General features: G+C 66.0%; 21 protein-coding genes and 1 pseudogene. 17 read left to right on the plus strand and 5 right to left on the minus strand.

Features of this window, described 5'->3' with window-relative positions:
• Window positions 1-119 precede the first annotated feature (119 nt).
• Entirely contained in the window at window positions 120-551 is a 432-nt protein-coding gene (locus B9D87_RS04945) for a hypothetical protein (RefSeq protein WP_007771593.1), read from the minus strand.
• Between the two features lie 359 nt (window positions 552-910).
• Between B9D87_RS04945 and B9D87_RS04950 the strand changes: the two genes are divergently transcribed.
• The 13 genes from B9D87_RS04950 (at window position 911) to B9D87_RS05010 (ending at window position 13016) form a co-directional block, all read left to right on the plus strand.
• Window positions 911-1627: an MlaE family ABC transporter permease gene (locus tag B9D87_RS04950; RefSeq protein WP_007771592.1), complete on the plus strand. Its 717-nt coding sequence runs from the start codon at window positions 911-913 to the stop codon at window positions 1625-1627.
• Between the two features lie 7 nt (window positions 1628-1634).
• Window positions 1635-2480 carry an ABC transporter permease gene (locus tag B9D87_RS04955; RefSeq protein ID WP_007771591.1) on the plus strand — a complete coding sequence of 282 codons (846 nt, stop codon included), beginning with the start codon at window positions 1635-1637 and terminating at the stop codon, window positions 2478-2480.
• Between the two features lie 14 nt (window positions 2481-2494).
• Complete coding sequence (locus B9D87_RS04960; RefSeq protein ID WP_040629939.1) at window positions 2495-3679, plus strand: MCE family protein; 1185 nt, start codon at window positions 2495-2497, stop codon at window positions 3677-3679.
• Window positions 3676-4701: an MCE family protein gene (locus B9D87_RS04965; protein WP_007771589.1), complete on the plus strand. Its 1026-nt coding sequence runs from the start codon at window positions 3676-3678 to the stop codon at window positions 4699-4701. The genes B9D87_RS04960 and B9D87_RS04965 overlap by 4 nt, the downstream gene beginning before the upstream one ends.
• A complete protein-coding gene (locus tag B9D87_RS04970; RefSeq protein WP_007771588.1) occupies window positions 4701-5780 on the plus strand; it encodes an MCE family protein in 1080 nt (359 codons plus the stop codon). The genes B9D87_RS04965 and B9D87_RS04970 overlap by 1 nt, the downstream gene beginning before the upstream one ends.
• Window positions 5780-7261 carry an MCE family protein gene (locus B9D87_RS04975; protein ID WP_007771586.1) on the plus strand — a complete coding sequence of 494 codons (1482 nt, stop codon included), beginning with the start codon at window positions 5780-5782 and terminating at the stop codon, window positions 7259-7261. Before B9D87_RS04970 ends, B9D87_RS04975 begins: the two co-directional genes overlap by 1 nt.
• A gap of 50 nt (window positions 7262-7311) precedes the next feature.
• A complete protein-coding gene (locus B9D87_RS04980) occupies window positions 7312-8502 on the plus strand; it encodes an MCE family protein (protein WP_052002518.1) in 1191 nt (396 codons plus the stop codon).
• Window positions 8502-10049, plus strand: a complete 1548-nt coding sequence (locus B9D87_RS04985; protein WP_007771578.1) for an MCE family protein — start codon at window positions 8502-8504, stop codon at window positions 10047-10049. Before B9D87_RS04980 ends, B9D87_RS04985 begins: the two co-directional genes overlap by 1 nt.
• A gap of 50 nt (window positions 10050-10099) precedes the next feature.
• On the plus strand, window positions 10100-10615 hold the full coding sequence (locus B9D87_RS04990; RefSeq protein WP_052002490.1) for an Rv2253/PknI dimerization domain-containing protein: 516 nt from the start codon (window positions 10100-10102) through the stop codon (window positions 10613-10615).
• Window positions 10616-10737: 122 nt separating this feature from the next.
• Window positions 10738-11064, plus strand: coding sequence for a hypothetical protein (locus tag B9D87_RS04995; protein WP_099047335.1), 327 nt, complete (start codon window positions 10738-10740; stop codon window positions 11062-11064).
• A 10-nt stretch (window positions 11065-11074) separates the two neighbouring features.
• Window positions 11075-11500, plus strand: coding sequence for an Rv2576c family protein (locus B9D87_RS05000; protein ID WP_052002488.1), 426 nt, complete (start codon window positions 11075-11077; stop codon window positions 11498-11500).
• A gap of 155 nt (window positions 11501-11655) precedes the next feature.
• Complete coding sequence (locus B9D87_RS05005; protein WP_007771565.1) at window positions 11656-12378, plus strand: Rv1363c family protein; 723 nt, start codon at window positions 11656-11658, stop codon at window positions 12376-12378.
• The gene (locus B9D87_RS05010) at window positions 12375-13016 is read left to right on the plus strand and encodes a hypothetical protein (protein ID WP_007771563.1); all 642 of its coding nucleotides are present in this window, start codon (window positions 12375-12377) and stop codon (window positions 13014-13016) included. Before B9D87_RS05005 ends, B9D87_RS05010 begins: the two co-directional genes overlap by 4 nt.
• Window positions 13017-13069: 53 nt before the next feature.
• Here B9D87_RS05010 and B9D87_RS05015 read toward each other — a convergent pair whose 3' ends face one another.
• From B9D87_RS05015 to B9D87_RS05030, 4 genes and pseudogenes are all read right to left on the minus strand, one after another.
• Window positions 13070-13951, minus strand: a complete 882-nt coding sequence (locus B9D87_RS05015; RefSeq protein WP_007771561.1) for an alpha/beta fold hydrolase — start codon at window positions 13949-13951, stop codon at window positions 13070-13072.
• Window positions 13952-14011: 60 nt separating this feature from the next.
• Window positions 14012-15405 (minus strand): annotated as a pseudogene (locus B9D87_RS05020) (WS/DGAT/MGAT family O-acyltransferase).
• Window positions 15406-15617: 212 nt separating this feature from the next.
• Window positions 15618-15956 (minus strand): DoxX family membrane protein, encoded by a 339-nt coding sequence (locus tag B9D87_RS05025; protein WP_007771559.1) that lies wholly within the window; start codon window positions 15954-15956, stop codon window positions 15618-15620.
• 156 nt (window positions 15957-16112) lie between these two features.
• Window positions 16113-16565 carry a nuclear transport factor 2 family protein gene (locus B9D87_RS05030; RefSeq protein WP_007771558.1) on the minus strand — a complete coding sequence of 151 codons (453 nt, stop codon included), beginning with the start codon at window positions 16563-16565 and terminating at the stop codon, window positions 16113-16115.
• Window positions 16566-16856: 291 nt separating this feature from the next.
• Here B9D87_RS05030 and mbp1 point away from each other — a divergent pair, with 291 nt between their 5' ends.
• From mbp1 to B9D87_RS05050, 4 genes are all read left to right on the plus strand, one after another.
• A complete protein-coding gene (gene mbp1, locus B9D87_RS05035; RefSeq protein ID WP_007771557.1) occupies window positions 16857-17090 on the plus strand; it encodes a microaggregate-binding protein 1 in 234 nt (77 codons plus the stop codon).
• A 97-nt stretch (window positions 17091-17187) separates the two neighbouring features.
• Window positions 17188-17613: a PPOX class F420-dependent oxidoreductase gene (locus B9D87_RS05040; protein ID WP_007771556.1), complete on the plus strand. Its 426-nt coding sequence runs from the start codon at window positions 17188-17190 to the stop codon at window positions 17611-17613.
• 52 nt (window positions 17614-17665) lie between these two features.
• Window positions 17666-19936: a molybdopterin-dependent oxidoreductase gene (locus tag B9D87_RS05045; RefSeq protein ID WP_007771555.1), complete on the plus strand. Its 2271-nt coding sequence runs from the start codon at window positions 17666-17668 to the stop codon at window positions 19934-19936.
• Between the two features lie 82 nt (window positions 19937-20018).
• Window positions 20019-21122 (plus strand): type III polyketide synthase, encoded by a 1104-nt coding sequence (locus tag B9D87_RS05050; protein WP_080598558.1) that lies wholly within the window; start codon window positions 20019-20021, stop codon window positions 21120-21122.
• The last annotated feature ends 7 nt before the right edge of the window (window positions 21123-21129 follow it).

Genomic DNA, 21129 nt, shown 5'->3' on the forward strand with positions numbered 1-21129 from the left:
GCGAGTGATCCGATGTCTGGGTGGTATCCCCACGTGGACTATCACGAGACAGGCCGACGTTTGGTTGCTGCGGGGGCGACCGGGCTGAGGGCCGGCTCCCGCACAAGAACCCGTGATTCCTACATCCGCACCAGCGCAAAGGGATAGGTAGAGCTTCCCCCAGGCGCCCCGTTGCATCCGGTGGCAAACGACGAGTCGAGGGAACCGGCCAACGTCATGGCATCCCATGAGTAGACGTCGTGTGTGGGAATGACCGGGCCGTAGTAGACGTCGCCACATCGCAGCCCGTCCGGCACGTCGACGGCCAAGGTGTAACGGCCGTCGACGAATTGCGCCGAACCGCGGTACTCGAAAGCCTTTGCCACGGGCCGTGGTATCGCCTGGACGGTTACGCAGTTACCGAGGCACGACGAGATCGCCCACACCCAGGTGTGAAAGTCGTATCTGCCGGTGATCGCGAGCTCGTAGTTGCCGGTGCGCATCTCGGCGTGCGCGGCGGGTGCGAAAAGCATCGCCGCCGGCGCGAACCAAATAGTCAGCGTCAACGCCATCACGCGGGCGCGTCGAGTTGTTTGCGGCGTCATGTGGATACCACCGCCCGGCAGTCGTATCGGGCATGCCGGCTGTGGCGACAGGTCACCCAGCGATACTGTGCCGCCGCGCCAGTGTCATCTGTCAGTCCTCCCGGTAGGCGGGACACACCGTGTTGCTCACGTCACGAATCCGGGAAGGTTTCGGCCGGGCTGTTCGTCGGCGCGGCTGGACGTGTTGGGTTTTGACCGCGGTGACAAGGATATAAGAGGAGTCGGTTCGAGTGGTGACCAAGGCGTCAGCCCGCTTGTCGCTGCGACTTCCGAAGCTCGGCGGGAACGCGGGTGGCCCTTTCCAGGCCATCGGTGGTCTGGTCGCGATGGCGGCCGATGCGGCAAAGTTTCTCTTCCGCAGGCCGTTTCAGGGGCGTGAGTTTCTGGAGCAGTCCTGGTTCGTCGCGCGTGTGTCGATGATGCCGACGCTTCTGGTGGCCATCCCGTTCACGGTGCTGGTCAGCTTCACGCTGAACATCCTGCTGCGCGAGTTGGGTGCGGCCGATTTGTCCGGGGCGGGCGCGGCCTTCGGCGCGGTCACCCAGGTGGGTCCATTGGTCACGGTGTTGATCGTGGCCGGCGCGGGCGCCACGGCGATGTGTGCGGACCTCGGCTCACGAACCATCCGCGAGGAGATCGACGCGCTGGAAGTGTTGGGCATCAATCCGATTCAGCGACTGGTGGCACCGCGCATGCTGGCGTCGGGGGTGGTGGCACTCCTGCTCAACAGCGTGGTCTGCATCATCGGCATACTGGGCGGCTATTTCTTTTCGGTGTTCGTCCAGCAGGTCAACCCGGGAGCATTCGCCGCCGGTATCACCCTGTTGACCGGAATTCCCGAACTCATCATCTCGTCGGTCAAAGCTCTGCTGTTCGGTCTGGTCGCGGGTTTGGTCGCCTGCTATCGCGGCCTGACGATCACCGGCGGTGGCGCCAAGGCGGTCGGCAACGCCGTCAACGAGACCGTGGTGTACGCGTTCATGTCGCTTTTCGTCATCAACGTGGTCGTCACGGCCATCGGTATTCAGATGACGGCGAAGTAGGCAACCAGTGGCGTTACAAGCGACGTATCCGGGCCTGGCTCGGGAAATAGGCAAACCGGTTGCTGCGCTGGCCGGGATCGGTGATCACGCCGTGTTTTACGGAAGGTCGATCGCCGGGGCGCCGTTTGCGGTCACCCGCTACCGACGAGAGATCATTCGTCTGGCCGCTGAAATCAGCATGGGTTCAGGGACATTGGCGATGATCGGTGGCACGGTCGTCATCGTCGGATTTCTCACCTTGGCAACCGGTGGGACGCTGGCGATCCAGGGGTACAGCTCGCTGGGCAATATCGGTATCGAGGCGTTGACCGGGTTTTTGGCTGCGTTCATCAATGTCCGGATCTCGGCGCCCATCGTCGCCGGTATCGGCTTGGCGGCGACTTTCGGTGCCGGGGTGACCGCCCAGCTGGGCGCGATGCGGATCAACGAGGAGATCGACGCGCTGGAAAGCATGGGCATCCGGCCCGTGTCGTACTTGGTCAGCACCCGGCTCATCGCGGGGATGCTGGCGATCACACCGTTGTATTCGATCGCGGTGATCTTGTCGTTTGTCGCAAGTCAATTCACGACAGTGGTGGTGTTAGGGCAATCGGGGGGCTTGTACGGTCACTATTTCTCGACCTTCCTGAACCCGACTGATTTGGTGTGGTCGTTTCTGCAGGCAATCCTCATGGCTTTGGCCATCCTCTTGATCCACACGTACTACGGCTATTTCGCGAGCGGGGGCCCGTCGGGCGTGGGTGTGGCGGTGGGTAATGCGGTGCGGACCTCGCTGATCGTTGTCGTCTCGGTGACCCTGCTGGTCTCGTTGGCCATCTATGGGGCCAACGGAAACTTCAACCTGTCGGGCTAGGGAGGAAACCTGTTTTGAACTCCGCTGTGCGCCCGCTACTCGGACTTGTCATCATCGGCGCGATCGGTGCGATCGTGGCGGGAACCGTCTTCCTGTTTCAGGGCGGTGCCTCGGAATCGGTTCCGGTCACCGTGATGTCGCCGCGCGCCGGGCTGGTGATGAATCCGGACGCCAAGGTGAAGCTGCACGGCGCGCAGGTCGGCAAGGTCTCCTCGATCGAAAACCTGCCGGACGGGCGGGCGGCCATTCATCTGGCGATGGATCCGGCATGGCTGCATCTGATCCCGGCGAACACGCGAGTAGACATCGAATCGACCACCGTCTTCGGATCGAAATTCGTTCAGCTGATACCACCACCGGATCCCTCTCCGCGATCGTTGACGGCGGGTCAAATCCTGGACTCCGAGCATGTGACGGTCGAAATCAACACGGTGTTCCAACAGCTGGTTTCGGTGCTGTCGCAAATCGAACCAGAGAAGCTGAACGAAGCCCTGGGCGCGCTCGCGCAGGCTATGAGCGGCCGCGGCGCAAAGTTTGGTCGCACGTTGGCCGATCTCGACACGCTCCTGACCAAAATCGACCCCAGCCTTCTTACCCTGAGCCGTGAAATGGCAGTGGCGCCAGGTGTGCTCCGGGCGTATGCCGATGCGGGCCCGGATCTTGTCAGGACAATCGAAAACGGCACCCGCGTCAGCGACACGGTGGTCGACCGGCAGCGGGATCTGGACGCACTGCTGATCAGCGCGATCGGGTTGGCCGACATCGGAAACGACCTGTTGGCAACCAACGCGAAGCCGCTGGAGACCGTCCTGCATTCGCTGACTCCCACCACTGACCTGACCAATGAATACCACCAGGCCCTCACCTGCGGCCTGGCCGGCCTGAAACCGTTGGCCACCGGCCCACCGCTGCCCGTGCCGGGGGTGCTGTTGCTGGATTCGTTTCTGCTGGGCACCGAACGTTATCGGTATCCGCAGAACCTGCCCAAGGTCGCGGCGACCGGCGGTCCGCAGTGTATGGGCCTACCGAATGTCGGCTTCGGACAGCGGCCCCCGTATCTCGTCACCGACATCGACGCCAACCAGGCACAGTACGGAAACCAGGGAATCTTGTTGAACTCCAACCGTCTCAAGCAAATGCTGTTCGGCCCAATCGACGGTCCGCCACGCAACACCCCGCAGATCGGGCAGCCCGGATGAGAGGAGGGGGCGGGACTGCCGTCAAGTTCGGAGCCTTCGCCGTGGTGACGCTGCTGTTGACCGCGGCCCTGTTCGCGATTCTCGGGCAATACCGCACGGGTGCGACCAACGGCTACTCGGCCGTGTTCACAGACGCATCCAGTCTGAAGCCGGGAGATTCGGTGCGCGCCGCAGGAATTCGGGTGGGGACGGTCGACGGCGTCGTCCTGCAGCCGGACAACTCGGTGCTGGTGGCATTCGATGCCGACCGCGCGGTGATGCTCACCACCAGCACCAGGGTCGCGGTGCGCTACCTCAATCTGGTCGGTGACCGCTACCTCGAGCTGCTCGATGCGCCCGGTTCCGCGTCGATCCAAGCGCCCGGTTCACGGATCCCGCGAAACCGCACCGAGCCGGCACTGGACCTGGATTTGCTGCTCGGCGGACTCAAACCGGTGATCCAGGGGCTCAACCCGCAAGCGGTCAATGCGCTGACCAACTCGCTGCTGCAAATTTTGCAGGGCAGCAGCGGCGATGTGGAGTCGCTGTTCGCCAAGACCTCGTCGTTTTCGAATGCGTTGGCAGACAACGATACTGTGGTGCAGCGACTGATCGACAATCTCAACGAGGTGCTCGCCACGGTCGCCAAGGACGGCGACAGGTTTTCCGGGACCGTGGATCGCCTCCAACAACTCATTGCCGGGCTATCGCAGGACCGCGACCCCATCGGTGACGCCATCACGGCACTGGACAGCGGGACCGCATCGTTGGCGGACCTGCTAACCCAGGCGCGTGCACCGTTGGCCGGAACCGTTGGCCAACTCAATCGGCTGGCTCCGCTGCTCGACAATGACAAGGCGCGACTGGACCTTTCATTGCAGCGCGCTCCGGAAAACTATCGCAAACTCGTCCGCCTGGGCGCGTACGGAAGTTTCATCAACCAATACCTGTGTGGAATTTCCATTCGGGTCAGCGACCTTCAAGGCCGCACCGCGGTATTCCCATGGATCACCCAAAACACCGGAAGGTGCGGGGAGCCCTGATGCTCAAATATCGCGGAGCTCACCTGATCCGGGCCGGCTTCATCGGCTTCGTGCTGGTTGTGCTGATCATCGTCATCGGATTGCGCTCCCAGCAGTTGGTGTCGATGGCCACGTCGATCCGGTACCAAGCGCTGTTCGCCGAAGCCGGTGGCCTGACCGCCGGCAACGACGTCCGGGTGTCGGGCGTCAAACTGGGAACGGTCTCCGACGTCGCGCTCAGTCACGGCAAAGCACTGGTGACCTTCACCCTGGACGCGAAGGTGCGCCTCGGATCGCGCACCACCGCGCACATCAAGACGGGGACGGTGCTGGGTGCGCGGATGCTGGCGGTGGAGCCGGCGGGTAGCCGAGTCCTGCATTCGTCCGACGTCATCCCGCTGTCTCAGACCTCATCGCCCTACTCGCTGACGGATGCCGTCAGCGACTTCGCCGGCAACACCGCCGACACGGACACCGGTTCGCTCAACCGGTCGCTGGACACGCTGGCCGAAACGATCGACCGGATTGCGCCGCGCCTGGGATCCACATTCGACGGGCTGAGCCGGCTGTCGCGCTCGCTGAACGGCAGAAACGACTCACTGGCCAACCTGCTCAAGAGCGCCGCCGATGTGACCGGGGTCCTGTCTGCGCGCAGCCAACAGGTCAACACCTTGCTGCTCGACGCCAACGACCTGATGGGGGTCTTGAAGCAACGCCGCTACGCAGTCGTCAATCTGCTGGCCAACACTTCGGCGCTCGCCAAGGAGTTGTCCGGGATGGTGGCCGACAACGAAAAGGAACTGGCACCGACCCTGAAGCAACTCAACTCGGTCACCGCGATGCTGGAGAAGAATCGGGACAACATCGCCAAGGCGATCGTCGGCCTGGCGAAATACCAGGTGACGCAGGGGGAGTCGGTCAACAATGGCTTCTACTACAACGCCTTCGTCGGAAACCTGTTGCCGGCACAGGCCCTGCAGCCGTTCCTCGACTACGCCTTCGGATTCCGGCGAGGCACCAACGCGGGCCAACCACCCGACAATGCCGGCCCGCGAGCTGAATTCCCGTGGCCGCACAACGGTATCCCGGGAGGACGATGATGCGGGCGCGGCCACCGTGGATCACCAAGGTGCTGATGTCGATCCTGATAGGGCTTATCGTTTGCGGCACAACGTTCCTGGTGCATCTGGAGTTCTTCGGGCCCAAGATCATCACCGCATATTTCAGCTCGGCGACGGCGATCTATCCCGGGGACGAGGTGCGAGTCGTCGGCGTCAAAGTGGGCACCATCAAATCGATTGAACCGCAGGGGACCCAGGCCAGGATGACCCTCGCCGTCGACCACGACGTGCCGATCCCGGCGAACGCGAAAGCAGTGATCGTGGCGCAGAACCTCGTCGCGGCCCGTTACGTTCAGCTGACGCCGGCCTACGATGCCGGCGGTTCCGGAGGTCCTGTCATGGCCGACGGTGCGGTGATCGGCGTGGAGCGCACCGCGGTGCCCGTGGAGTGGGACGAAGTCAAGACGCAACTGATGCGACTGGCGACGGACCTGGGCCCGACCAACGGAGTATCGGCCACGTCGCTCGGCCGCTTCATCGACAGCGCCGCCAATGCCATGGCGGGCAATGGGGACAAGCTGCGGCAGGCCATCGGCCAGCTCTCCACCGTGGGTCGCGTCCTGGCCGCAGGCAGTGGCAACGTCACGGAAATCATCCAGAACCTGCAGATCTTCGTGGCGGCGCTGCGCGCCAGCAACGTTCAGATTGTGCAGTTTCAAGACCGGCTCGCCACCGTGAGCAGCATCGTCGACGACAACCGGTCGGATCTGGACGCCGCGCTCACCAACCTCTCCTCAGCGGTCGGCGAGGTAAAGCGATTCATCGCCGGAAGCAGGGACCAGACCGCAGAGCAGATCTCGCGACTGGCCAACGTGACTCAGAATCTGGCCGACAACCGCATGGGGGTGGAGAACCTGTTACATGTGGCACCCAACGCGATCGCCAACGGCTACAACATCTACAGCCCCGACAGCGGGACGGCCCGAGGGGCCTTCGCGATGTCGAACTTCGCCAATCCGGTGACACTGGTGTGCTCGGCAATCGGGGCCGTCAAGAACGCCACCGCAACCGAGACCGGCAAATTGTGCGCGCAATACCTCGGCCCGGCGCTGCGTTTGATCAACTTCAACTACCTGCCGATACCGTTCAATGCCTACCTGGCCAAATCGCCGAGCCCGGGAAATCTCGTGTACTCCGATCCGAAACTGGCTCCCGGTGGGTCCGGCGGAGTCCCCCCGATCCCGTCCGAACCGCCGGCGGTATCGGCGTACACGGGTGCCGATGACATACCGCCGCCTGCTGGGTGGGGGATGCCGCCCGGCCCGCCGGGAGCCTATGCGCCCAACGGATTACCGGCTGATCCCTCGCCCGCGTTGTTCCCGGGTGCGCCGGTTCCACCCGGGGTGCCCAGGGCGGCGCAACCGGCGCCCGCGCCGGGCAATCTGCGGGACATGTTGCTACCGGCCCAGTCCCAGCCGCCGGTGGCTGCCACGGCGCAGCCGGGCGGGGGGACACAGTGACGGGCGCCCGATCCTTGCGTCGGTTGACGGCGATCACGTCGTGGGTGGTGATGACCGCGACCGGATGCGCATTCGACGGGCTGAATTCGCTGCCTCTGCCCGGCACCGCCGCGCATGGTCCGGACGCGGCGACCTACCACGTCGAGATCGCCAATGTCGGTACACTCGAATCGAATTCGCCGGTGCTGATCCATGATGTCGTCGTCGGCAGCGTAGGCAAGATGACGCTGCGGAACTGGCACGCCGACGTCGAGATCTCGGTGCGTCCGGATGCGGTGGTGCCGGCCAACGCGGTGGCCAGTGTCGGCCAAACCAGCCTGTTGGGTTCGATGCACCTGGCGCTGGACCCGCCGCCGGGCCAGCCGGCGACCGGCAGACTCAAACCCGGAGCGACCATCGGTCTGCAACGCTCGTCGACGTATCCGTCCACCGAGCAGACTCTGTCCTCGCTGTCGGTCGTCGTCAACGGCGGCGGCCTGGGGAAGGTAGGCGTTCTGGTCAATGAGTTCAACGCCGCACTGGGCGGGCGGGAGGACAAGATCCGGGATCTGCTGACCCGCCTCGATGACTTCGTCGGCGTTCTGGACACGCAGCGCGACAATATCAACGCATCCATCACGGCACTCGACGCACTCGCAGGCACCGTGGCAGGGCAGCGGGGTGTCATCACCACTGCGCTGCAACGCATTCCGCCCGCGTTGGACGTGCTGATCAAAGAACGTCCACGGATCACGACTGCGTTGGACAAATTCCGGGTGTTCAGCAACACGGCGACCGGAGTGGTCAGATCAACTCAAGCCGATCTGGTCCAGAACCTCAAAAACCTGGAACCGACCGTGCGCGCCCTCGCCGACGTCGGCCCCAGCCTGGACACGGTTCTCGCCTTCGCGCCTGCCTATCCGTACCCGCAGAACTTTATCGACCGCGCGATCCGGGGCGACTATTTGAATGAGTTCATCACGTTCGATTTCACGATTCCGCGGCTCAAGAGGGGGCTGTTGCTGGGCACCCGGTGGGGGCAGGAGGGCGCCCAGTTGGTCCCCGCGCCCGGGGATCCCTGGTACAGCACCTTCACCAAGGACCCGCTCAACGCGCCGCTCACCGCGCCACCGAGCGCCGTGGCGGTGCCGTCGGCGACCGGCCTGGCAACGGCCGCCGCACCGGTCACGGCCCTACCAGTGACGAAGGCGCCGGTCCCGGCGCCGACCGATTTCGTGCCCTTGGACGTGGGGGACCGCTGATGTTGACGCGTTTCGTCCGAATCCAGCTGATCATTTTCACGATCGCGTCGGTCATCGGCATGACCGTGATGGTCGTCGAGTACCTGCAGGTGCCCATCCTGCTGGGGGTCGGCCGCATCACGGTCACGCTGGAATTGCCCGGCACCGGTGGGCTGTACCGGTTTTCGAACGTGACCTACCGGGGGGTGGAGGTCGGAAAAGTCACCGATGTGCGGCCCACCCGCACGGGCGCGGAGGCGACGCTGTCGTTGAAGACCGCCCCGAAGATCCCTGCGAATCTGCACGCGGCCGTCCTCAGTGTGTCCGCGGTGGGTGAACAATACGTAGACCTGCAGCCGACCACCACCGCGGCGCCCTACCTGAATGACGGCGCGGTTATTCCCGCCGGGAGAACTTCGATTCCGCAGGCCGTCGGACCCATGCTGGATCAGGTCAGCTCGCTTATCGACAGCGTCCCCAAGCAAAAGATCGGCGGCCTGCTCGACGAAACGTTCAAGGCCTTCAACGGATCCGGGTTCGACTTCGGGTCGCTGCTCGACTCCTCGTCGCGAGTCATCGGCGACGTGAATGCGAACGCCGAGCAATCACGTTCCCTCATCGACGACAGCGGCCCGCTGCTGGATGGCCAGGCGCGATCTACCGACGCCATCCGGACCTGGGCGCGGAGCCTCGCCGGAATCAGCGAGCAACTCGTCAACGACGACGCGAAGACGCGGACCCTACTGCGCACGGCGCCCGCGACGGCCGACGAGGCGTCACGCCTCTTCGAACAAGTGAAACCGACGCTGCCCTTGCTGTTGGCGAACCTCACCACCCTCGGTCAGGTGGGCGTCACGTATCACCCGTCGCTGGAGCAACTGCTGGTGCTGCTGCCCCCCACGATCGCGGCCACTCAGTCCTACGGCGCACCGAAAAACAATCCCACCGGGTTCTCGCTCGGCGACTTCACCCTCACGATCGGCGACCCGCCCGCGTGCACGGTGGGCTTTCTGCCGCCGTCGTCCTGGCGATCCCCGGAGGACACGTCGGTGATCGACACCCCCGACGGCCTGTACTGCAAGCTGCCGCAGGATTCCCCCATCGGGGTGCGCGGCGCCCGCAACTATCCGTGCATGGGACATCCGGGAAAGCGCGCGCCGACCGTCGAAATCTGTGACAGCGATAAACCCTTCGAGCCGTTAGCGATCCGTCAGCACGTGCTCGGCCCCTACCCGACGGATCCGAACCTTCTCGCGCAGGGCATTCCGCCCGACGATCGCGTCACCTTCGGGGACCAGATCTTCGGACCCGTGGACGGTACGCCCCCGCCGGGGACGCCCGCGTCACCGCCCGCCGCACCCGAGCCGGCGCCGGGCGATCGTGGCGGCACCGCGCCCGAAGCCGCCCCGAGCGCGTACACGTCCCAGCGCCCCGGCCCGTCGATCGCCGTCGCCACCTACGATCCCCGCACCGGGCGCTACGCCACTCCCGACGGCACCGTGTATCGGCAGTCGGATCTCGTGGCCCAGGCCGGGACGCGGTCGTGGAAGGATCTCTTCCCCACATGACCGCCCGCCTGCCTCGGAGTATCCGAACCGCTGAACATGTTGCGGTGCCGATGATCTGCGCTTGGTCTGCCCTGGCGAGCATCGTCGCCGCCGGAACGATCGTGCTCGGGGTTGCGTCGCCACCGGCGGCCGCCGCCGACGATTGGGGACTCAACGGCACCTACATCGCGACGTCTAACGGGGAGTGGGCGAAAACCAACGAAGTCTTCCACAACGAGGCCAGCATCAGAAGCAGCTGGACCGTGAGCACCACGTGCAGTTATCCCACCGAGTGCACCGGCACTGTCGTCAGCGATTGGGGCTGGCGGGCTCCGATCTATCAGACCGGGGGCGTCTGGTTCGTCAAGCGCGTCGTCGACAACTGGCAGCCATGCCCGGACGGACCGGCAGGCCCCGGGCTACAGGTCTTCCGTTTCGCTCCCACCAGCCCCGACGGCGATTCCGTCGACCCGGCCTCGCCGGTTCTGACCGGCGCCGACGAGACGACCGGCGTCAGCGGAACATGCGGCATCAGCAAGACCCTGTTCATCTCCATGCCCTTCAAGCTGGTCAGGGCGTCTGCATGACCGAAGCGGATGAAACCGTCTCCCCGGGAGAATATTTCGATTCCTTGGCAACGCGACGTCCTCGGCGTGATGCGGTGCGATCGGTCGCGCTCGGTGTGGGACTGCTGGCCGTGGCCGTCGCGATGCCGGCACCCGCTGTTGCCCGTCCGTCATCGTGTGACGACCCGTCCTGTGTGCCGGGCATCACCGGTGGCGTCGTGCTCGGGGCGCCATGCCCGGATACCACCCGCTTCGTCTTCGGCACGACGTCCTGGGGGCGACTGGTCTTTTGCGGATCTCCGCGACGCTACGCGCCCAGATATTTCCGCTCCCCGTCGATGCGGGGGATCAAGGACGAGAACTCCGACTGCGAGGGTTCCGAGAATTCGGTCGCACAGGCACCGGATGGTCTGTTTCTGACGTGCCTGTCGGTCGACGGTGCTCCCCGCTGGGTTCGTGGTGACACGTAGGCCCCCGGACGTGTCGGGACGGAATCGAGCGCACCGGTGCCTGGTTGCGCTGGCATTGCCATACCTGGTCTCGACGGCTGGTGGAGCGGTCGCGGGCGCGGACCAACCGGTGCTGCACCACGTCACGTACACGGTCACCGCCGAACGACCGGTCCACGTGTATATCTACTTCAGGGACACCGATCCGCCCAACTGGGCCGAATATAGCCACGACCCATACCAATTCAGCCCCAAGGTCGAGGCCGATGTAGGCCCCGGTGCGCGGTGGACGCACGAGGTCATGCTCGCCGATCCTGAGCAGTGGGCGATGGTGACCGTCACCGGCGGGCCGTCGGCGGCAACGGCAGGGTTTCACTGCGAGTTGTCGGTGGACGGTGCCGTCGTCGCGTCCAACAATGGTGCCAAGGGCGCGCTGTGTTCGATGCGCCATTGGTGAGCCGGCACCCCGGGCGCCGAGAGGAATGCTCACTGAGCGGGAACCTGGTCCCGAGTCAACCCCCCATCGAGGTAAGTTGCCTTGTCCGAACCGCATTCGCGGCGCTCCCGCCCAAACCCGGTTCCACGCATCCGGCGGCAAACGAGAGGACGGCAATGCCCGGCACGAATTCGCCGCTCGAGCTCGACGCCGACCGGGTTGCCCTGATCGACGCGGAGGAAGAAGCCGCCCGAGCTGAGGAACTCGCTGCGGCCGCTCGAGCGCGCGTCGACGCCCTGCGGCTACACCGGCAAGAAGACGCAGCCGACGAGGTGTCCACCCCCTCCGACGAAGAAGGTGAACCGATCGCGCCGCCGTCAGCAGATGACGATGCGGGAAGGAAACGGCGTCGCCGTCCGAGGCTGAAGACGGTTGTTGTCGGCGTAGCCGTTGTCTGCGCGGCGGCGCTTCTGGCGGTGAGCGCGATGATGGTGCGACATCAGCGAGATCTGGTCCGCAAGCAACAAGACGCTGCTGAATTCACCGCTGCGGCACGCCAAGTCGTCGTCACCCTGATGTCGATCAATGCCGCCAGCGCCAAAGACGACGTGCAGCGCATCATCGACAGCACGACCGGTCAATTCAAAGATGAATTCCAACGTGCGGCTGAAGATTTCACCAAGGTTGCCCAGAACGCGAAGGTCTCCACCAAGACGAGTGTGCAGGCTACGGCCGTTGAGTCGATTTCCCACGACACCGCGGTCGTCCTCGTGGCCGCCAGCTCTACCCTCACCAATGCGGCCGGCGCCACCGAGCAGCCCCGTTCGTGGCGGCTGAGCCTGAAACTGGCCCGGGACGGCGGGAAAATCAAGATGTCGAGCATGGAATTCATTCCATGACCGCCGAACACCCCGAGGTTCGCGGCGAGCCGCAGGTCGACGACAAGGAAATCGGAGCCGGCGATCACCGCCACGCTGACGACAGTACCGGCGACGCCGAATGTCTCACTGTCGGAACGTCTGTGCGTGCGCAGCGCCGCTGGACGCACCGAGCGATCTCGCACTGGCCGTTGATCGCCGCCGGGGCGCTGCTGACGGCCGCCGCCGCGACCACCGCGGGGCTGTACTTCGGGCAGTATCGCGGCGGCGAACAGATCAACGATGCCTCCGCGAAATCGGCAATTGGCGCCGCGTCCGATGGCACCGTGGCGCTCCTGTCGTATTCTCCGGACCGGCTGCAGAGCGATTTGACGGCCGCAAAATCACACTTGACGGGTGAGTTCTTGACCTACTACGGCAAGTTCACCGATCAGATCGTGGCCCCGGCGGCCAAAGAAAAGGCCGTCAGCACCAAGGCCGTGATTCAGCGCGCGGCCATAGCCGACCTGCATGATGACACGGCCAGGGTGTTGGTGTTCCTGGATCAGACAACGACGAGCAAAGACGCGCCCGAGCCCGTGCAGACCGCTAGCAGTGTGATGGTCAGTCTGTCCAAAGTCCATGGCGCGTGGCTCATTTCGGCATTCGATCCTGTCTAGAGCTGACACCGAGTCGGTGCGACGGCGCTCGGGACAGCGTCGAACCGGGCCCGCTAGCCGCGTGACAGGAAAGCCAGCACGGTGCTTTCGAACGCGTCCTTGGCCTCGATCATCGCCCAGTGCCCCGAGTTGGGGAAGATGTGCAGCTCCGCGTTGGGGATCGTGCGCATCGGGATCAGCGCCATGTCCGGCGGGCTCACCCTGTCGTCGCGGCCCCACGTCAGCAGGGTGGGCGCGGTGAGCTTGTGCATGGTCGCCCACGGCAACGGCCGGTCGGAGGCGTTCAGCGCGGCGTTCATGCCGGCGAACGCGGCCTTGCCGTACATCCGTCGCGCCGCGGCCAGGGTGTCCGGGTCGGTGGCCAGCTGCCACCGTTCCTCGATCAGCTGGTCGGTGACCAGTGCCTGGTCGTAGACCATCGACTTGAGCCAGTCGACGAGCCGTTGCCGCGTCGGGTCCTCGACGAACTCCTGCAGCAGCCGAATGCCTTCGCTCGGACTGGGACTGAAGATGTTGGTGCCGATCCCGCCGATGGTCACCAGGCGGGCGACGCGGTCCGGGTTGTGGGTCGCGAAGTTGATGCCGACGCCGCCGCCCATCGAGTTGCCGACGATGTGCACCCTGTCGATGCCCAGCGCGTCCAGGAACGGCGACACCGTGCCGAACGCGGTGACCATCGGGTGCCCGCCGAAGTCGTCGCTGACCCCGAACCCGGGGAATTCCAGGATCAGGCACCGGAAGTGCGCGGCGAAGGCGGGCAGCACGCCGCGGAAGTTCCGCCATCCGGTGACTCCGGGCCCCGAGCCGTGCAGGAACAGCAGCACCGGGCCGGATTCCGGGCCGCCGGTGTCGTAGTAGCGCAAAGCGCCCTTGTCGAGGCCGATTTCACGCAGGTCGTCCGCCGCGATGGTCGTCGGTTCAGAAGTGTCTGCCACGGATGTCACCCTGCCATGCCGCGGCGGCGAGGGCGGACGGGGTTCCGCTGACCGGACCGCTCAGCCCGGGCCACCGGCGGGCTCGCCGGAATTCAGCAGCTCTTTGAGCGCGGCCGGGAACGCGTCGGCGAGGTCCCACAGGTCCGGCACCAGGTCGGGGCACGAGATGATGCCGACGCCGAGCCGGCCGTTGAGCGACATCACGGTGATGTTGAGCGCGGCGCCCGCGATGATCGGGCCCAGCGGATACATGGCGTCGAGCCGGCACCCCAGGAAGTACAGCTGCTCCTGCGGGCCGGCCACGTTGGACATCACCAGGTTGTGCGGGGGCCTGTCGGGCAACGGGATGCGTGGCAGCAGTTTTCGTGCGGCGCCGAACAGGCTCTGTCCGGCGACTTGCGTCCAGTCGTGCAGCAGGGTCGGGCCCAGCGCGGCGGAGTGGTCCTTGGCGGCGGCGTTGGCGGCGGCGATGCTGGCCAGCCGTTGCACCGGGTCGTCGATGTGGGTTTCGAGCCGGCAGAGCATCCAGGTCATCTGGTTGCGGCCCGTCCGGGTGGAACGGTCGCGGACGGACACCGGGACGCTGGCCACCAGGGGCAGGTCCGACAGCGCGTCGCGATCCTGGAGGTACTGGCGCAGCGCCCCGGCGCACAGCGCCGTCACGACGTCGTTGACCGTCACCCCGAACCGGTTTTTGACGGTTTTCACGTCCTCGAGGTCCACGCTGGTCAGCGCGATGTTGCGGCGCCGGGTGAACGAGCCGTTGAACTCCGTCGCGGGTGCCGCGAACGGAGCCGCCATCGTCTGCCCGCCACCGCGGGCACGCAACACCGTTCCCGCCAGCGTCAGCGCCGTGGACGGTACGACCCTGGCCAGGCGCCACGGCCGCAGCGCCGCGCCGATCAGCCCGCTGGCCGCGATCTGCAGCGGATTCGGCGCGCCGGTGCGCTCGGCCGGTTCCGGCGGCGCGGCGTCAGGCGCGGTGCTGCACAGTTGCGCAAGCAGGTTTGCTCCGCCCACGCCGTCGACCACCGCGTGGTGAACCTTGAGGACGACGGACAGCGCGTCGGTGCCGTGCAGGCCTTCGATCACCCACATTTCCCACAGGGGGCGGTCCCGGTCGAGCGCCAGCCCGGCGACGTGGCCGCAGATCTCCGCTAATTCTTTCGGCCCCCCGGCGAGGGCAGGGCGACGCGGTGCAGGTGTCGTGCCACATCGAACCGATCGTCGTCGACCCACACCGGGTGGTCGAAGTTCAACTGGCTGTCGGCCAGCTTGAGGCGCAATTCGGGCACGGCGTCCACCCGCACCGACAGCGCCTCCTTGAAGCGGTCGAAGGTGTAGCCCGCCGGCATCGTGGCCGGGTCCATTTCCAGGACACAGCAAATATTCAAGGGCTGCGTCGGTGATTCCAGGTACAAGAAGAACGCGTCTAACCCACTGAGTCGTTGCATGCTTGCTCGTCTCGGTTGTGCAGCCATGACCGCTGGTCACGTGACCGGCGGTCATCCCGGAGCTCCTGAGGGGACGCGCGATCGGGGCGGCCGCGACTTATTCGGTGTGACTATTACCTGTAGCCGTTGCCGGGCTTTCGGCAAACATTCCGGCGGTACATTTAACGAAATCGCTACTCAGCCGACGCCCCATGGGTCCCCGGGCATGCCGGTTATGCCCTGGTGGGGCGCCGGCCCGCGACCAGACGGTCGACCGAGTAGCGGTTGTGGCCACGGAACGCAATCACGCTGACGAGAAAGAGCGTGTGCACAAGTTGCTCCCCGATCACGTTGAAGTGCTCGATGGACGTCGCGCCCAGGACCAGGACGATCATCACCAACCCGGCGGCGATGGCGGCGGCGCGGGTCAGCGCGCCCGCCAGCAGCAGCACCCCGGTGATCAACTCGGCGAAGGGGAGCGCGTAACCGCACGTCGAGACCGCGACGGTGGGCAGCATCGACTTGGTGAACTCGCCCATCAGCTGCGCGTGAAACGCGGCCAGCTTCGGCATCCGGACCAGCCCGTGGCCGAACAGGCTGGCGCCGATGGTCAGCCGAAGCAGCAGATACGCCAGCGCACGGTCGGTCGCGGCGATGATCGGGCCTCCTCGATGCTCAGGCGAAAAGCCAATGCGGACAGGCGGTTCGGTGCGCCCGCGCGGGCGCGGTCACTGCGCCCCGGAGGGCTCGCGGGCCATTGCCGACTCGGGCGCGGCCCAGTCGGTCGAGACCTTGCGGTGCTTGAGCAGCCAGGCATCGTCCTCGGACACCAGGAGGTCGCGGTACCGGCCGCAGTGGTCGAGCCCGATGTGCGTGACCACGGTGAAATAGGAGTCGACGCGGGCCTGGCCGGGTGTCACCTCGGTGAACAACACGTTCGCGACGTTATGGCGCACAATCGGTTTGACGCCGGCGTGAACGGCGACCCGCCCGGTGACACCGCCCAGGAATGCCGCGATCTCCGAACGCCCGTTCAGCGGCGCAATACCCCGGATCTCGAGGACGCCGTCGACGCAGAACGTCTCCGCGAGTCCGTCGAGCCGGCCGGCGTCACCGGACCAGTTGTAGCGCGCCAGGGTATCCCGGATCCGTTCGCGGGCGATCAGTTCCCACAGTTCCACCGTCCCGACTCCTCGCGCCGTCGACACCTCGGCCCACCAGCGTAGGCGCATTCGGTGACGGCGCGGCATTCAGGCGGCGCGGCGATGGTCGGGGCCGAAGAGAGGCGATCAGTGATGTTGTCCGGCAAGGAAATTGGACCGCGCCACCGGTGACTTCTCGGTGACGGCGAATTGCCAGGTCAGGGTGTGGCGGAGGCTACTCGCCGTGCACGTTTCGAGATAGCCCCGGTTGGGCAATAAACGTGACGAGCGCGCGACACGGGCGTTGTGCGTCACACGGAGGGAGAACGCATGTCGGACAAGAGTGGTCCCGAAGAAGCCATCGAGGGCATCGTCGAGGGTGTCAAGGGCAAGGTCAAGGAAGTCGCCGGCGCCGTCGCCGGGCGTGACGACCTGATGCGCGAGGGCAGGGCTCAGCAGGACAAGGCCGACGCGCAACGAGAGGCGGCCCAGAAAGAGGCCGAGGCCGAAAGCGCCCGCAAGGCCGCCGAAGTCAACGAAGCTCGCCAGAAGGCCGAACAGTAGCGGCGATCGGTGGTGGCCCGGTCACAGGCGTGGCCGGGCCACCGCTGTGTCGCGGCCTCGTGGGAATGAAAGACCGCGCGTCGGCGTAGTACGGCGCATGGAACTCAACGACGCCGCCCGCGATCTCATCGGGAAGGGCGCGGACGCCACCCTGGTCACCGTCAATCCCGACGGCAGCCCCCAGGTGAGCGTGGTCTGGGTGGCGTTGCGTTCGACGCCGGACGGCGACGAACTCGTCAGCGCCCACCTTGCCGAACACAAGAAGGTACGCAACGTCCGTCGCGACCCCCGGGTCGCCGTGACGATCGTGTCGCTCGACGCCGCGGGCCAGGGGATGCGGCCCTACCTCTCGCTTTTGGGGACCGCGCGGATCACCGAGGGCGGCGCCCCCGAACTCCTGGCCGAGCTCAATCCGATCCTGGGCGACCCGAACGCGAAATTCCCGCCCGACAACGCGCCGCCGGGCTACCTCACCCACATCCACATCGACAAGGTGGGCGGCATCGGCCCCTGGGCCGGCTGACCCCCCGATCTTGGCACTTCCGCTACTTGTGGTAGCGGAATAGAGTGGGTGGATGAAAACGGGCGAAGACGGTACCCACCTGCGCACCTGTCCCTTGTGTGAAGCCATGTGCGGCTTGGAAATTCACGTCGAGGGCGGCCCCGGCAACGGTAAGGTCACCAGCATCCGCGGCAACCGTGATGACGTGTGGAGCCGCGGATATCTGTGCCCCAAAGGCACCTCGCTTGCGGCCCTGCACGACGATCCGGACCGCATCCGCCAGCCGATGATCAAGGTCGACGGCCAGTGGCGGGAAGTCAGCTGGGACGCGGCGTTTCGGCGCTGCACCGAACTGCTGACCCCGGTGATCGACAAGTACGGCATCGGCGCGGTCACCGCCTACACCGGCAACCCGCTGGCTCACTCGTTCTCGCTGGCCCGCTACGCGGGCGTCCTGATGGGCATGTCCGGCATGCCGGTCACGTATTCGCCGGGCACCGTCGACCAGTGGCCGAAGAACCTGTCCTCGCATCTGATGTACGGCCTGTGGTGGAACTTCCCGGTGCCCGACATCGAACGCACCGACTTGCTGGTGATCATGGGCGCCAACCCGGCGGCGTCGCAGGGCTCGTTGTTGGCCGCGCCCAACGTGATGGGCCTGATCGACGGGATTCGCAAACGCGGCAAGGTGATCGTGATCGACCCGGTGCGCACCCAGACCGCCGCGCGCGCCGACGAGTGGCTGCCTATCGTGCCGGGAACCGACGCGGCGCTGTTGCTGGCCGTCGCGCATACCCTCTTCGGCGAGAACCTCGTCAATCCGGGGCCACACGTCGACGGTGTCGAAGCCATGCGGCGGGCCGTTGCGGACTGGCCACCGGAACGGGTCAGCGCGGTCACCGGCATCGACGCGGACCGCATCCGCCGGCTGGCCCGCGAGCTCGCCGCCACCGAGAAGTCGGTGGTATACGGCCGAATTGGCCTGTGCAATCAGGAGTTTGGCAGCCTCGCCAGCTGGCTGGTCGACGTGATCAACATTCTTACCGGACACTTCGACACGCCGGGCGGCGCGATGTTCCCCAAGCCGGCGGCCTGGTCGATCACCACGCAGCCACTGCCCGGGCTTCAGGACGGCGCACCGGAATTCGGTCGCTGGCACACCCGGGTGCGCGGCGCCAAGGAGGTGCTCGGTCAGGCGCCGGTGTCGTGCATGGCCGAGGAGATCGCCACCCCGGGCGACGGGCAGCTCAAGGCGCTGATCACGGTCGCGGGCAACCCGGTGCTGTCCACCCCGGCCGGCGACAAACTCGACGAAGTGCTGCCGATGCTGGAAGCGATGATCTCGGTTGACCTTTGGCTCAACGAGACCACGCGGCACGCCGACGTGATCTTGCCCGGCCTGTCCCCGCTCGAACAGCCGCACCACGACGATCTGATCCTGCTCTTCGCCATCCGCAGCATCGCGAATTATTCTGCGCCGGTGTTCGATCCGGGCGATCGCCCGCACGAATGGGAGATCCTGATCCGGTTGACCGGGCTGTGCACCGGGACACCCGCCGAGGACGTGGACGTCACCGCGATCGACGACGGCTTCTTCGACTACCTGGCCTTTACCCAGGGCCTCGACGGTGCCCAGATCCGCAAGCTCTACGACCACGGCGGGCCCGAGCGAATGCTCGACCTCACCCTGCGCACCGGGCCCTTCGGCGACCAGTACGGCAAGAACCCGGGCGGGTTGACGCTGGACCTACTCAAGGCCAACCCGAACGGCATCGACTTCGGGCCCATGGTGCCGCAGCTCCCCGACATCCTCGGCACCGCCGACAAGAAGATCCGGCTCGCGCCGCAATACCTACTCGACGACCTGCCGCGGCTGGCCGCGCGGGTGGAGCGGCCGGCCGAGCCGCTCGTCCTGGTGAGCCGCCGGCACTTGCGATCAAACAACAGCTGGCTGCACAACGTGCCCGCGCTGATGAAGGGGAAGGACCGGTGCACGTTGCTGATCCATCCCGACGACGCGGCCCGCTGCGGCGTCACCGACGACGACGTCGTGACGGTGAAATCGGAGGCCGGCGAGATCAAAGTTCCCGTCGAGGTCACCGAGTCCATCAAGCCCGGTGTGGTCTCGATGCCGCACGGCTGGGGGCACGGCAAGCCGGGCACCCGCATGTCGGTCGCCAACGGCTCGCCGGGCGCCAACACGAATGTGCTTTCCCCGCCAACGTTTGTCGACGAACCCTCCGGCAACGGCGTGCTCAATGGCATCCCGGTCACGATCATCGATGACCGGGCCCGGTTCCGCCCTGCGCCAACGGCCTGCACACCGGCGGCGCTTCCTGGTTAACGGCAGCGGCGCCGTTGTGGTTCGCCTCACTTCGGCGGTGATCCGGTGAACCTTTGACGGGGCCGCCGTCGTCGGCATGGGCATGACTGCAACAACGTATTCCAGTTCCGCGCAACGGGCCGCGGGCCGTGGATCTGGCTCTCCGCGGATCGCCGGCACCGCGGTGGCTTTCACGCCGCACCGCTACAACCAGGACGAGGTCGCACGCGAACTCACCGAGTTCACCGATCCGGGATTCCTGCGCTTCGCGCGGACGGCCGGCGTCGATCAGCGCAGCCTCGCGCTGCCGCTGTCGCGCTATCCGAGGCTGAGCGGCTTCACCGAAGCCAACAACGCGTATCTCGAAGTAGCCGTCGATCTCGGTGAGCGGGCGATCAATTCGGCGCTGGCGGCCGCCGGGGTGGCACCGCACGAGGTCGACACCATCGTGATGGTCTCCAGCACCGGAATCGCCGTACCCACTATCGACGCGCGACTGATGACCCGAATCGGGTTGCGGCCCGACGTCAAACGGGTACCGCTGTTCGGGCTCGGCTGTGTGGCCGGCGCCGCGGGAATGGCGCGCGTCCACGACTATTTGCACGGCTACCCCGGGCATGTGGCCGTGCTGCTGTCGGTCGAGCTGTGCTCGCTCACCCTGCAGCGCGACGACACCTCGATCCCCGCGCTGATCGGAGTGTCCCTGTTCGGTGACGGCGCCGCCGCCGTCGTCGCCACCGGAGCGCAACGAATCCCGTTGGCCGACAGCGCGACAGGGCCACGCGTGCTGGCGACCCGCAGCCGCGTCGTCCCGGAGACCGTCGACGTGATGGGCTGGAATGTCGGCTCGAGCGGATTTCAGCTCGTCATGTCCCGTGACGTCCCCAAGATGGCCGACGACTACCTGCGCGCCGAGATCGACACGTTCCTGGCCGACCACGGGCTGACGCTCGCCGACATCGCGGCCTGGGTGTGTCACCCCGGCGGTCCGAAGGTACTCGACTCGATCGAGAATGCGCTCGGACTGCCCGCCGAAGCCCTGGCACACAGCCGAAATTCCATGCGGGAGAACGGGAACGTGTCCTCAGTGTCCGTGCTGGACGTGCTGCGCCGCACGGTCGCCGCGCCTCCGGGCGACGGCGCCTTCGGGGTAATGCTCGCGATGGGGCCGGGGTTCTGCTTCGAGCTGATCCTGCTGCGGTGGTGACGGGGAG

Origin of the sequence: Mycobacterium colombiense CECT 3035 (genome assembly GCF_002105755.1) — a bacterium.
Taxonomy (GTDB): domain Bacteria; phylum Actinomycetota; class Actinomycetes; order Mycobacteriales; family Mycobacteriaceae; genus Mycobacterium; species Mycobacterium colombiense.

Excerpts from the sequence above, each read along its gene's own strand:
- B9D87_RS04945 (WP_007771593.1), bottom strand. The coding sequence starts at position 551 with ATGGCGTTGACGCTGACTATTTGGTTCGCGCCGGCGGCGATGCTTTTC.
- B9D87_RS04950 (WP_007771592.1), top strand. The coding sequence starts at position 911 with ATGGCGGCCGATGCGGCAAAGTTTCTCTTCCGCAGGCCGTTTCAGGGG.
- B9D87_RS04965 (WP_007771589.1), top strand. The coding sequence starts at position 3,676 with ATGAGAGGAGGGGGCGGGACTGCCGTCAAGTTCGGAGCCTTCGCCGTG.
- B9D87_RS04970 (WP_007771588.1), top strand. The coding sequence starts at position 4,701 with ATGCTCAAATATCGCGGAGCTCACCTGATCCGGGCCGGCTTCATCGGC.
- B9D87_RS04975 (WP_007771586.1), top strand. The coding sequence starts at position 5,780 with ATGCGGGCGCGGCCACCGTGGATCACCAAGGTGCTGATGTCGATCCTG.
- B9D87_RS04980 (WP_052002518.1), top strand. The coding sequence starts at position 7,312 with ATGACCGCGACCGGATGCGCATTCGACGGGCTGAATTCGCTGCCTCTG.
- B9D87_RS04985 (WP_007771578.1), top strand. The coding sequence starts at position 8,502 with ATGTTGACGCGTTTCGTCCGAATCCAGCTGATCATTTTCACGATCGCG.
- B9D87_RS04990 (WP_052002490.1), top strand. The coding sequence starts at position 10,100 with ATGATCTGCGCTTGGTCTGCCCTGGCGAGCATCGTCGCCGCCGGAACG.
- B9D87_RS04995 (WP_099047335.1), top strand. The coding sequence starts at position 10,738 with ATGCCGGCACCCGCTGTTGCCCGTCCGTCATCGTGTGACGACCCGTCC.
- B9D87_RS05005 (WP_007771565.1), top strand. The coding sequence starts at position 11,656 with ATGCCCGGCACGAATTCGCCGCTCGAGCTCGACGCCGACCGGGTTGCC.
- B9D87_RS05010 (WP_007771563.1), top strand. The coding sequence starts at position 12,375 with ATGACCGCCGAACACCCCGAGGTTCGCGGCGAGCCGCAGGTCGACGAC.
- B9D87_RS05025 (WP_007771559.1), bottom strand. The coding sequence starts at position 15,956 with ATGCCGAAGCTGGCCGCGTTTCACGCGCAGCTGATGGGCGAGTTCACC.
- mbp1 (WP_007771557.1), top strand. The coding sequence starts at position 16,857 with ATGTCGGACAAGAGTGGTCCCGAAGAAGCCATCGAGGGCATCGTCGAG.
- B9D87_RS05040 (WP_007771556.1), top strand. The coding sequence starts at position 17,188 with ATGGAACTCAACGACGCCGCCCGCGATCTCATCGGGAAGGGCGCGGAC.
- B9D87_RS05045 (WP_007771555.1), top strand. The coding sequence starts at position 17,666 with ATGAAAACGGGCGAAGACGGTACCCACCTGCGCACCTGTCCCTTGTGT.
- B9D87_RS05050 (WP_080598558.1), top strand. The coding sequence starts at position 20,019 with ATGACTGCAACAACGTATTCCAGTTCCGCGCAACGGGCCGCGGGCCGT.